Below are 10,680 nucleotides of genomic sequence, written 5' to 3' on the forward strand. Positions count from 1 at the left end.
TATATTACGCTTTCCTCATTCAGTGTCAACCGTTTATTTCATTCGGTTGCCGCTGTTTTTAATCTTTCCGACCCGGTCACTTCGTGATGTTGTTCACGTTGTTCCCTGTCGATGGAGCGGCATTATAGGGATCCCAATTTTTTGCACAAGCCTTTTTTCCAATAAAAGGATCGACTGCGTGTTTTTCGACCCTTTCGGAGAGATCTCGTTCGATCCGCTGGTTTTCACGCCGATCTGATTGAGCTCAAATTGGTATTTACTCAGACCCGAACTATATTGCCAGGGTCAAAACTCACTTATGGGGTGCTTCAGATGTCTCAGGCTTTACGTGCTTATCAGGGATTAACACCAACATTAGGAGAAAGAGTCATGGTTGATCCCTCCAGTGTGGTGATTGGCGATGTTGATCTGGCCGATGATGTCAGTATCTGGCCGCTGGTGGTGATACGGGGTGATGTGAATAATGTCGTGATCGGTTGCAGAACTAATGTGCAGGATGGAAGCGTGCTGCATGTGACTCACCAGTCACGGCATAATCCTGAAGGCCATCCTCTCATTATTGGAGAGGATGTTACCGTCGGTCATAAGGCCATGCTGCATGGTTGCACTATCGGAAACCGGGTGCTGGTAGGAATGGGATCGATCTTGCTGGACGGTGCGATCGTTGAGGATGACGTAATGATTGGCGCCGGAAGTCTGGTTCCGCCTGGTAAAACTCTTGAAAGCGGTTATCTCTATTTGGGCAGCCCGGTTAAGCAGATACGGGAGCTGACGTCTGAGGAACTGGCAGGACTAACATATTCTTCGAATAACTATGTAACCTGGAAAGATCTGTACCTTTCTCAGCAACAATAAAGCAGAGCATTGCCTGAACAGTAAAATGCACACTGTTCAGGCGTTACCAGTTAGGCCAGCAAGTCTTTCTTTAACTGTTCCAGCACAGGTTCGATCTCAGGCATAATACCATGCCACAGATAGAAAGCATGGGCAGCTTGCCCCACCAGCATTCCCAATCCATCGGCATAACCCGTTACCCCGTTATTTTTAGCCCAGGTAAGGAAAGGCGTTAAACCTGCCTGATAATACATATCGTAGACACGGGTCTGCGCGGTCAGCACTTTTTCAGGGATCGCAGGGATCTCACCCTTTATACCCGATGCCGTGGCATTAATGATCAGGTCAAAAGACTCATCCGCCAGATCGGTAAGCGTGATAGCCCGGATATCCCCTTTCTCTTCGAAGATATGACTCAGGTGCTGTGCGCGTTCAAACGTCCTGTTGGTGACAACCACCGAACAGCCATGAGACAGCAAAGGCAGTATCACCCCTCGCGCAGCGCCACCGGCACCGATCAGTAAAACCCGGTCGCCTTGCTTCAAAAGCGCCAGCCGCTCAAGGTCACTCAACATACCGATGCCATCAGTGTTGTCCCCGAGCAATCGCCCGTCTTCAAGCTTTTTCAGGGTATTCACAGCACCGGACATTGCAGCACGATCAGTTAGCTCATCCGATTCTGCAAAAGCGCGTTCCTTAAAAGGCACGGTGATATTTGCCCCACGGGCTCCGCCTTCAAAAAAACTTCGCAGCGTTTCTTCAAACTCTTCATGAGGAGCCAGTACGGTGCCATAGGTGTGTTCGACCCCGGTCTGACTGGCAAATAACGCATGGATGCGAGGGGATTTACTGTGGCCGATCGGATTCCCAAATACCGCGAAAGATGACATCACTTTCTTCCTTTAACCTTGACGGATCAGGTTGCCGGTAAGGGCATCCCGAATTTCTGATGGATTTTCTCTTCCGCCGACATCGCCATCAAGCACCGGGAAATTATCCCCGAACTGGAATCGTACTTCATCCGGCAACCGGCATGGCGGCTCGCCATTGAGATTAGCACTGGTAGACACCAGCGGTTTGCCAAATTTCTGGCAAAGCTCTTTTACCAGCGGGTGATTGGTAACTCGCACCGCCAGCGACGTAAAGCGTCCGGTTAACCATTCAGGCGTAGTCGGTTTAGCAGGCATGACCCATGTTACCGGACCCGGCCAGAATGACCAGATATGCGCAAGCTGTTGTTCAGTAAGCGCGGAGTCATCAATATAAGGGAGAAGCTGCTGATAATTATCAGCAATCAGAATAAGACCTTTATCTTTAGGCCGCTTTTTCAGTGCCAGAAGCGCATCGACAGCCTGTTCACTATCCGGATCACATCCGAGACCAAAGACAGCTTCAGTCGGATAAGCGACAACTTGCTGCTCACGCAGCGCATCAAGCACGAGGGTAAATGAGTTTTCTAGGCTTTTATTCATCTTGTTCGTTATCTTTAATTTCTACGGCTTTACCGCATAATTTACTGGCACAAAATAGCTTAATACCTTGCGCCGTTTTCTTTTGCATCAATAAAGGGTAATGGCAATGGGCACATTCCCCCGCAACTGGCTTGTTATTGATGGCAAACTGGCAATCCGGGTAACGGTCGCAGGCATGAAACACTTTGCCAAAGCGTGATTTTCGCTGCAACAAATGTCCCTTCCCACATTGCGGACAACCCAGGCTGGTTTCTTCAGGTTTATCTATCACTTCAATATGGTCACATTCAGGATACTGACTACAGCCAATAAACATCCCATAACGCCCCTGACGCAGCACTAAGGTCGACTCACATTTAGGGCATAATTGCCCATCCAAAACTTTCACAATATGGCCATCAGCCTGAGATTTCAGAGGACGAATATACTGGCATTGTGGATAGGATGAACAACTCAGAAAGGGGCCATGGCGACCACTACGGATCACCAGGTTGGCCCCGCATTCCGGACAGGATTCATTTTGCTTCTCAGCAAAAAGTGCTGCTTTTGTCATATCTTACTTTTTTACCTGTTATCTCTTAATGCAGATAACCTTCATTAACCTCAAACAACAGCTCTTCCATTTGCTGATACGCACTTTCATATCCGGGAATATTAAAGAGAACCATCAACACGACCCACTTCAGATCCTCAAGATCGAATTCTTCAGTGTCCAGAGCCATAACACGATCGACTACCATCTCTCTGGTATCGAAGTTCAGTACTTTGATCTGTTCCAGGAACAATAAAAAACCACGACAACTGCTATCTAACCGACTGGTTTCCTCATCGGTGTAAATACGCAATGCTGAAGGATCAGAATCCAGCATATAAGATGGGGTTCCACCCTCTTGCATATCCGCAAGTTTTTCAAGCCAACTCAACGCATTGTGAATATCGGCCCGGTGGAAACCAGCTTCGGTCAAGTCATCCGTTAACCTATCCTCGTCAACATTCATCTCCGCTTCGTTGTGAATGTAAGTTTCAAATAAGTACATTAGTACGTCGAACATGGCTTGCCCTCTTAATTCGGACATAGCCGCCGGATACAGCTGCGATCCATCCTGCTAACTCCAGCTCGAGTAGCTTACCTACCACTTCTGGCACAGGTTGGCCGGCACGTTCGGCGACGACGTCAACAGATGTCACCTCATATTCTACGTTAGCCAACACATCAGCAAATGGCAATTCAACTTCGCTATCTTGCGCACAAATAATCGTCTCTGATGCCCCGGAACTCTTGTTAACAGGCTTTTTGAAAGATTCTGAGGTGCGGATATCAGGAAACCAGGTCAGTCCGCTGCCAATATGCTCGGCAATGTCGTTAGGTTCCGTCACCAGATATGCGCCCTGCTGAATAAGCCAGTGCGTGCCTTCTGAAGTCACACTTCCCAGCGGCCCCGGAAGGGCGAAAACTTCTCTTCCCTGTTCCAGCGCATACCGTGCAGTGATAAGTGAACCACTGCGTAATGTTGCCTCAATGACCAACACACCGGCGCTCAATCCGCTAATTATCCTGTTACGGCGAGGAAAATGTGCAGCGAGGGGCGGCGCTGTCACTAAATGCTCGGAAACCAGCGCCCCTCCGGCGTCAACAATGTGCTGAGCTAACGTCGAGTGCCGCGGCGGATAACGCTTCAGCAGTCCGCTTCCCAGCACTGCGATCGTTTTGCCCTGGACCTCAAGCGTCGCACGGTGACTGATCCCATCAATCCCCATGGCCAGGCCACTCGTGACGGTAAAACCGCTACTCACCAGCCCGCTGGCAAATACCTGCGCGTATTGTTCGCCGTAATGTGTGAATTCACGGCTCCCGACCATCGCGATTTGTGGGGAGGACAGTAAATCAGGGTTCCCTTCCACGAACAGGATTAACGGAGGCGAGGAAATCTGTGCCAGCAAAACCGGATACAAAGCACTGCCAAAAGTAATCAGGTGGCAATGATCACCTTCAAGCCATTTCAGTGATTCTGCGATCCATTGCGAATTACAATGCCGGAAATCTGCGATTTGTTCTTCTGAAAGCCCGCAACGTACTAATACAGACGGGGAATATAATCCGCTGCTAAATAATGACTGGATAATCCCTTCGACCTGGCCCGCATCCAGGCGTTTAACCCTCGACAAACGTATCCACACTTCCTGTAGTGTCATTATGCTTCCCTTGCTTAATGCCTTTCAGCGACTGATTCAATTGGCAGAGGATGCTGTCAATCGCGGCGGGAAATGTCTAGAATAGAGACTATATATCTTCAATCATTTGAATAAAGATCCAGAAAAATATGTCCGTATTACAGATATTACATTTCCCAGACGAGCGGCTTCGCATTACTGCAAAACCGGTCAAAGAAGTTAACGCCGAAATTCAGCAGATCGTGGATGATATGTTTGAAACCATGTATGCAGAAGAAGGCATCGGCCTGGCTGCGACTCAGGTAGACATTCATCAGCGCATTATCGTGATTGATGTCTCTGAAAATCGCGACGAACGTCTGGTTCTCATCAACCCTGAACTGCTGGAAAAAAGCGGCGAAACAGGGATTGAAGAAGGCTGCCTGTCGATCCCTGATCAACGGGCTCTCGTGCCACGTGCCGAGAAAGTCAAAGTTCGCGCGCTTGATCGCGACGGCAAAACTTTTGAGCTTGAAGCTGATGACTTGCTGGCGATTTGTATCCAGCATGAAATGGATCATCTGGTGGGTAAATTATTCGTGGATTATTTGTCCCCATTGAAACGTCAGCGCATCCGCCAGAAAATGGAAAAAATGGCCAAGCTGAACGCACGGGCTGACTAATATTCGTGTAACACAGGACACTGCTTTGCGAATCATATTTGCCGGTACTCCCGACTTTGCAGCGCGTCATCTTGACGCGCTTTTATCATCAGAACATCAGGTGGTTGGCGTTTTTACTCAGCCTGACCGTCCGGCGGGACGCGGTAATAAACTGACCGCAAGCCCGGTGAAGGTTCTTGCCCAGACTCACGACATACCTGTTTTTCAGCCGAAATCCCTGCGTCCCGAAGAAAACCAGTCTCTGGTTTCAGCGCTCGAGGCTGACATCATGGTGGTTGTGGCTTACGGTTTGATCTTGCCAAAAGCCGTGCTTGAGATGCCGAAATTGGGCTGCATTAACGTCCATGGTTCGCTTCTGCCACGCTGGCGTGGTGCGGCTCCCATTCAACGTTCATTGTGGGCGGGAGATGCCAAAACGGGTATCACGATCATGCAGATGGATGTCGGTCTTGATACCGGCGATATGCTGCATAAAGTTGAATGTGACATCCTGCAAGAAGATACCAGCGCATCGCTTTACAACAAGCTGGCTGAGTTGGGCCCGCAGGGTATGCTTGAAACATTGAAGCAGCTGGCGAACGGCACAGCAAAGCCTGAAGTTCAAAGCGAAGAGCACGTGACCTACGCTGAGAAACTCAGCAAGGAAGAAGCCCGCTTAGACTGGAACCTGTCAGCCGAACAACTTGAACGCTGTATTCGCGCGTTCAATCCATGGCCTGTCAGCTTTTTCATGATTGATGATCAGCCGGTGAAAGTCTGGCAGGCAGAATGTCTGGCAGCGCAACACGATGCATTGCCGGGCACTATCATTTCTGCTGACAAAAAAGGGATTCAGGTCGCCACATCTGACGGCATTCTGAATGTCACCCAGCTACAACCTTCGGGTAAAAAAGCAATGTCCGCACAGGACTTGCTGAACTCTCGTCGCGAATGGTTTATCGAAGGCACGCGTTTAGCCTGACCATCACGACTACGCCCGATATCTCGTCGGGCCATATCTCTCTGATGATGCTGGCTTCGGTCAGCTTTTTTGACTATGAAAACAGCCTATAATCTCCGTAGTATTGCAGCTCAAGCCATCAGCCAGGTTCTGGACAAAGGTCTTTCTCTTTCGACCGTTCTTCCTGGTCTGCAAAAAAATGTCTCAGACAAAGATCGTGGGTTACTTCAGGAACTCTGCTTCGGCACCTTGCGCGTTCTTCCCCAGCTGGAATGGTGTTTGCAGCAACTGATGGCAAAACCTCTTACCGGCAAACAGAGAACTTTGCACTATTTGCTGATGGTTGGCCTTTACCAGCTGATACATACCCGTATTCCGGCACACGCCGTATTGGCGGAAACTGTTGAAGGTGCTGTTGCCCTGAAACGTCCTCAGCTGAAAGGTCTGATCAACGGGGTTCTGCGTCAGTTCCAGCGTCAGCAGGAAGAGCTGCTGCAACGCATGGCGAATAATGACAGCCGCTACCTTCACCCAAGCTGGTTGATGAACCGCCTCAAAAAAGCTTATCCCGATCAATGGGAAAGTATTGTGGAAGCGAATAACCAAAGACCTCCTATGTGGCTGCGCGTAAACCGCATGCATCATACCCGTGATGAATATCTGCAATTACTTAGCGACGCAGAAATTGAGGCCGTTGCACATCCTGAATACCATGATGCATTGCGATTAGTTACGCCCTGCCAGGTCAATCTCCTTCCGGGATTTGCGGAAGGTTGGGTTACCGTTCAGGATGCATCGGCACAAGGCAGCGTTGATCTGCTGGATCCACAGAATGGCGAAATGATCCTCGATTTGTGCTGTGCTCCGGGCGGAAAAACGACGCATATCCTTGAAGCTGCGCCCAAGGCTCACGTTCTTGCGGTCGATGTGGATGAACAACGTTTGAAACGTGTTCATGAAAACCTTCAGCGCCTGAAACTCAGTGCCGAAGTTAAACAGGGTGATGGCCGCGAGCCGCAGGTTTGGGCCGGTGATCGTATCTTCGATCGCATATTGCTCGATGCACCTTGCTCTGCAACGGGCGTAATTCGCCGACATCCTGATATTAAATGGTTGCGCAGAGACAGTGATATCGCCGAACTTGCAGGCCTTCAAAGAGAAATCCTTGAAGCAGTATGGCCAAAACTGAAAAGTAAGGGCGTATTGGTCTATGCTACCTGTTCAATATTGCCTGACGAAAACTCTCAGCAAATAACCACATTCCTGCAATCACACCCGGATGCTACATTGGTCGAAACTGGCACGCTGGAAAATCCCGGACGACAAAATCTTCCTCATGCTGAAGATGGCGACGGCTTCTATTACGCTAAACTTATCAAAAGTTAATCATTTCCTATCAGCAGCATTGATGCTGCTGATAGTGTTGAGGCAAAGCAGAGAGTCATATGAAAATAATAATTCTCGGTGCCGGGCAGGTTGGCGGAACACTCGCCGAAAACCTGGTGGGTGAAAACAACGATATTACCGTTGTTGATACTAATACCGTCCGGTTACGTCAGCTTCAGGATAAATTCGATCTGCGTGTGGTGCAGGGACACGGCTCTCATCCGCGTGTATTGCGTGAGGCCGGCGCCGAAGATGCGGATATGCTGGTCGCTGTGACGAATTCTGACGAAACTAATATGATTGCCTGTCAGATAGCTTACTCGCTGTTTAACACGCCTAACCGTATAGCGCGTATTCGTTCCACAGAATACATCCGCGAGTCAGAAAAGCTTTTCCTGCCAGAAGCAGTTCCAATCGACCATCTGATTTCACCAGAGCAGTTAGTCACAGACTATATCTACAAACTCATTGAATATCCTGGTGCGCTTCAGGTCGTGAATTTTGCGGAAGGAAAAGTCAGTATCGCAGCGGTCAAAGCCTATTATGGCGGCCCATTGGTCGGTAACGCGCTTTCATCTATGCGTGAACACATGCCGCATATTGAAACGCGGGTGGCCGCAATATTTCGTCAGGATCGCCCAATCCGCCCTCAGGGTTCGACCATCATTGAAGCCGGTGATGAAGTCTTCTTTGTAGCAGCTTCACAGCATATTCGCGCAGTTATGAGCGAACTTCAGAGACTGGAAAAACCTTATAAGCGGATTATGATCGTTGGCGGTGGCAATGTCGGCGCCGGTCTGGCGCAGAGACTTGAGAAAAATTACAGCGTAAAACTCATCGAGCGTGACCAACAACGCGCCGCTGAGCTTGCTGAGCTTTTGCAAGACACCATCGTATTCTATGGCGACGCTTCAGATCAGGAGCTTCTGGCCGAAGAGCATATCGAACAGGTCGATGTTTTCATTGCTCTCACCAATGACGATGAAGCTAACATTATGTCTGCCATGCTGGCCAAGCGGATGGGCGCGAAGAAAGCCATGGTGCTTATCCAGCGCAGCGCTTACGTAGACTTAGTTCAGGGCAGCGTAATTGATATTGCGATTTCCCCCCAGCAGGCAACAATTTCCGCATTACTGGGTCATGTCAGGAAAGCCGATATTGTCAGCGTTTCTTCGCTGCGCCGTGGTGTTGCGGAAGCCATTGAGGCCATCGCGCATGGCGATGAAACCACCTCTAAAGTGGTGGGTCGAACCGTCGAACAAATCAAACTTCCGCCAGGCACTACCATTGGCGCGATTGTTCGCGGGAATGACGTGATCATTGCCAACGGTACCAGCAGGATCCAACAAGGTGATCACGTTGTTATGTTCATTACTGACAAGAAGTTTGTCAGGGATGTGGAGCGACTGTTCCAGCCAAGTCCGTTCTTCTTATAATTGGCGAGGGTGCATATAAGAAATTCCGCTAATTAGAATTCGGATGAGAACTTTTGTAGCGAAGACTCTACAAATGGTCTTTACTTGTTTTGACACATTTGATGAATTTGCCAAGGAGTGTTTTATGAGTTTTATGAAAGAGTTTCGTGAGTTTGCCATGCGTGGCAACGTGGTTGACCTTGCTGTGGGTGTTATCATCGGTGCAGCATTTGGCAAAATAGTGTCATCATTCGTCGCCGATATTATTATGCCCCCACTGGGATTACTGATTGGCGGGGTAGATTTCAAACAGTTTGCTTTCGTTCTGAGAGAGGCTCAGGGTGCGACGCCAGCTGTAGTCATGCATTACGGTGTATTTATTCAGAACGTTTTTGATTTTGTCATCGTGGCACTGGCAATATTCTTGGCAATCACGTTGATGAACAAAATGCGTCGTAAGCAGGAAGATGCTCCGGCAGCACCGCCAAAACCAACAGCGGAAGAAACATTGCTGGCAGAAATTCGTGATTTGCTGAAAGAGCAACAGACACCAAGACTCTAGAAATTAAAATCAGGCAGTTAACATTGGCTGATTTTAGAAGGGCAGTGTTGAATATTCGACTGAACACTCAACACTGCCCTCCAGATAACTCCCCTTCCCATTCTTCTCTTTACGACGATAACTCCCTTTACCTTTCAGGTTTTTCTCAACACGCTGTTTGAATAGTGGATCATGGAGCAGAGCCTGCAACGCATTATCCTGAATAACACCTTTTTGATGCTTATACTGAGTCATAGATCCTCGATATGTGAAAAACAATTTTGACAAAATCCGCGCACATCATACTGCTAAAATTATCTGTCCGAAAGCGGTATATATAACGACTAAAAAGCTCAGGCTACCTTACCTGCACCATCCTCTAAAGCTTCTAAAATAGAACAACTTGCACTGGTATGCACTGAACCACAGCAGGCAGCACTCAGTCTCTGCAGTGACTCACGCATCTGATTCAGTTCCTGTAATTTGAACTCAACCTCCGCAAGCCGTTCATCAACAATGGCTTTGGATTCCTGGCAAGTATGATGCAAAGGATCTATGCGAATTGATAGCAGCTCCTTGATAGCATCCAGCGTAAATCCTGTGGATTTGGCATAACGGATAAAGCGAAGCCGTTGCAAATCGTTTTCATCATACTGACGATAACCGGAAGGGTTACGACTGCCAGGACTCATCATTCCCTGCTTTTCATAGTAGCGAACAGTATCTGCGGAAACATTCGCGAGTCCGGCCAGCTCACCAATTTTGTACATGCTATTTACCCCTGAAGTTATCCCGCAGCACATCTTTGTAATGCCCATGCAAAAAGTCGGTATTCATACCCGCCTGCTGCAACCTTAATTGAAGAACCCTGAGTCGTTTTTCAGCAACGGCAAACTGCGGGTCATCATCTTCCAGCGTTTGCAGCAAATGATCCAACGCTATAGCTTCCTTTCTGTCCTGAAGTGCCGGTGGCAAATAGCCTGCATTTTTGAGGATGCGATAGGCTACCCTTAAGTCTTCTGGCACAGCGCTGTCATCATCCAGAATGATGGGTTGTCCATTGCCGGGCAGATTATCAAAGTCACCCTTTTCCTGAGCATCTTTGATGTGCTTTTCTACCCACTGGTCAATCAGGAACATGAGATTACCTTTGAAGTAATGAAAGGATCATCATAGGACATACTTGCAGCTTAGCGCGAAAGGGGAGGGAATTCAGGTTCAATTGTGCCGGGAATGATGAAACCAAGGAGGCCGAATT

At 48.7% G+C, this 10,680-nt stretch carries 14 protein-coding genes; 6 read left to right on the forward strand and 8 right to left on the reverse strand.

Translation table 11 applies throughout. From position 1 onward, the window contains the following. Window positions 1-312 precede the first annotated feature (312 nt). Window positions 313-855, forward strand: a complete 543-nt coding sequence (locus tag D5398_RS24555; RefSeq protein WP_120509951.1) for a gamma carbonic anhydrase family protein — start codon at window positions 313-315, stop codon at window positions 853-855. A 50-nt stretch (window positions 856-905) separates the two neighbouring features. Here D5398_RS24555 and aroE read toward each other — a convergent pair whose 3' ends face one another. The 5 genes from aroE to dprA are packed head-to-tail and all read right to left on the reverse strand — an operon-like array spanning window position 906 to window position 4,499. Next, window positions 906-1,727, reverse strand: coding sequence for a shikimate dehydrogenase (gene aroE, locus D5398_RS24560; protein WP_208646080.1), 822 nt, complete (start codon window positions 1,725-1,727; stop codon window positions 906-908). A gap of 9 nt (window positions 1,728-1,736) precedes the next feature. Continuing rightward, the gene (tsaC, locus tag D5398_RS24565; RefSeq protein WP_120509953.1) at window positions 1,737-2,306 is read right to left on the reverse strand and encodes an L-threonylcarbamoyladenylate synthase type 1 TsaC; all 570 of its coding nucleotides are present in this window, start codon (window positions 2,304-2,306) and stop codon (window positions 1,737-1,739) included. Then, window positions 2,299-2,859 (reverse strand): DNA topoisomerase family protein, encoded by a 561-nt coding sequence (locus D5398_RS24570; protein ID WP_120509954.1) that lies wholly within the window; start codon window positions 2,857-2,859, stop codon window positions 2,299-2,301. Before D5398_RS24570 ends, tsaC begins: the two co-directional genes overlap by 8 nt. Window positions 2,860-2,884: 25 nt before the next feature. Beyond that, window positions 2,885-3,358: a DUF494 family protein gene (locus D5398_RS24575; protein ID WP_120509955.1), complete on the reverse strand. Its 474-nt coding sequence runs from the start codon at window positions 3,356-3,358 to the stop codon at window positions 2,885-2,887. Continuing rightward, window positions 3,330-4,499 (reverse strand): DNA-protecting protein DprA, encoded by a 1,170-nt coding sequence (gene dprA / locus D5398_RS24580; RefSeq protein ID WP_120509956.1) that lies wholly within the window; start codon window positions 4,497-4,499, stop codon window positions 3,330-3,332. Before dprA ends, D5398_RS24575 begins: the two co-directional genes overlap by 29 nt. A gap of 128 nt (window positions 4,500-4,627) precedes the next feature. On the opposite strand from dprA, the gene def reads away from it, so the two are divergent. The 5 genes from def (at window position 4,628) to mscL (ending at window position 9,443) form a co-directional block, all read left to right on the forward strand. Then, window positions 4,628-5,140, forward strand: coding sequence for a peptide deformylase (def, locus tag D5398_RS24585; RefSeq protein WP_112288147.1), 513 nt, complete (start codon window positions 4,628-4,630; stop codon window positions 5,138-5,140). Window position 5,141: 1 nt separating this feature from the next. Then, on the forward strand, window positions 5,142-6,101 hold the full coding sequence (gene fmt / locus D5398_RS24590) for a methionyl-tRNA formyltransferase (protein WP_208646082.1): 960 nt from the start codon (window positions 5,142-5,144) through the stop codon (window positions 6,099-6,101). A 75-nt stretch (window positions 6,102-6,176) separates the two neighbouring features. Further along, window positions 6,177-7,466, forward strand: a complete 1,290-nt coding sequence (gene rsmB, locus D5398_RS24595) for a 16S rRNA (cytosine(967)-C(5))-methyltransferase RsmB (protein WP_120509958.1) — start codon at window positions 6,177-6,179, stop codon at window positions 7,464-7,466. Window positions 7,467-7,525: 59 nt separating this feature from the next. Continuing rightward, window positions 7,526-8,902 carry a Trk system potassium transporter TrkA gene (gene trkA, locus D5398_RS24600; RefSeq protein ID WP_120135138.1) on the forward strand — a complete coding sequence of 459 codons (1,377 nt, stop codon included), beginning with the start codon at window positions 7,526-7,528 and terminating at the stop codon, window positions 8,900-8,902. 124 nt (window positions 8,903-9,026) lie between these two features. After that, window positions 9,027-9,443, forward strand: coding sequence for a large-conductance mechanosensitive channel protein MscL (mscL, locus tag D5398_RS24605; RefSeq protein ID WP_120509959.1), 417 nt, complete (start codon window positions 9,027-9,029; stop codon window positions 9,441-9,443). A 33-nt stretch (window positions 9,444-9,476) separates the two neighbouring features. On the opposite strand, the gene D5398_RS24610 is transcribed toward mscL, so the two are convergent. The 3 genes from D5398_RS24610 to D5398_RS24620 form a co-directional block, all read right to left on the reverse strand. Next, entirely contained in the window at window positions 9,477-9,677 is a 201-nt protein-coding gene (locus tag D5398_RS24610; RefSeq protein ID WP_120509960.1) for an alternative ribosome-rescue factor A, read from the reverse strand. 98 nt (window positions 9,678-9,775) lie between these two features. Further along, window positions 9,776-10,192 carry a Zn(2+)-responsive transcriptional regulator gene (gene zntR, locus D5398_RS24615; protein ID WP_120509961.1) on the reverse strand — a complete coding sequence of 139 codons (417 nt, stop codon included), beginning with the start codon at window positions 10,190-10,192 and terminating at the stop codon, window positions 9,776-9,778. Between the two features lies 1 nt (window position 10,193). Continuing rightward, window positions 10,194-10,562, reverse strand: coding sequence for a DnaJ family domain-containing protein (locus D5398_RS24620; protein ID WP_120509962.1), 369 nt, complete (start codon window positions 10,560-10,562; stop codon window positions 10,194-10,196). Between the last annotated feature and the right edge of the window lie 118 nt (window positions 10,563-10,680).

It is taken from the genome of Rahnella bruchi, from assembly GCF_003614975.1.
GTDB classification, from domain to species: Bacteria; Pseudomonadota; Gammaproteobacteria; order Enterobacterales; family Enterobacteriaceae; genus Rahnella; species Rahnella bruchi.

Bases quoted from the DNA above. Each gene is read 5' to 3' on its own strand.
- trkA (WP_120135138.1), top strand. From the start codon at position 7,526: ATGAAAATAATAATTCTCGGTGCCGGGCAGGTTGGCGGAACACTCGCC.
- D5398_RS24555 (WP_120509951.1), top strand. From the start codon at position 313: ATGTCTCAGGCTTTACGTGCTTATCAGGGATTAACACCAACATTAGGA.
- tsaC (WP_120509953.1), bottom strand. From the start codon at position 2,306: ATGAATAAAAGCCTAGAAAACTCATTTACCCTCGTGCTTGATGCGCTG.
- zntR (WP_120509961.1), bottom strand. From the start codon at position 10,192: ATGTACAAAATTGGTGAGCTGGCCGGACTCGCGAATGTTTCCGCAGAT.
- rsmB (WP_120509958.1), top strand. From the start codon at position 6,177: ATGAAAACAGCCTATAATCTCCGTAGTATTGCAGCTCAAGCCATCAGC.
- D5398_RS24610 (WP_120509960.1), bottom strand. From the start codon at position 9,677: ATGACTCAGTATAAGCATCAAAAAGGTGTTATTCAGGATAATGCGTTG.
- D5398_RS24620 (WP_120509962.1), bottom strand. From the start codon at position 10,562: ATGTTCCTGATTGACCAGTGGGTAGAAAAGCACATCAAAGATGCTCAG.
- D5398_RS24570 (WP_120509954.1), bottom strand. From the start codon at position 2,859: ATGACAAAAGCAGCACTTTTTGCTGAGAAGCAAAATGAATCCTGTCCG.
- def (WP_112288147.1), top strand. From the start codon at position 4,628: ATGTCCGTATTACAGATATTACATTTCCCAGACGAGCGGCTTCGCATT.
- dprA (WP_120509956.1), bottom strand. From the start codon at position 4,499: ATGACACTACAGGAAGTGTGGATACGTTTGTCGAGGGTTAAACGCCTG.
- mscL (WP_120509959.1), top strand. From the start codon at position 9,027: ATGAGTTTTATGAAAGAGTTTCGTGAGTTTGCCATGCGTGGCAACGTG.
- D5398_RS24575 (WP_120509955.1), bottom strand. From the start codon at position 3,358: ATGTTCGACGTACTAATGTACTTATTTGAAACTTACATTCACAACGAA.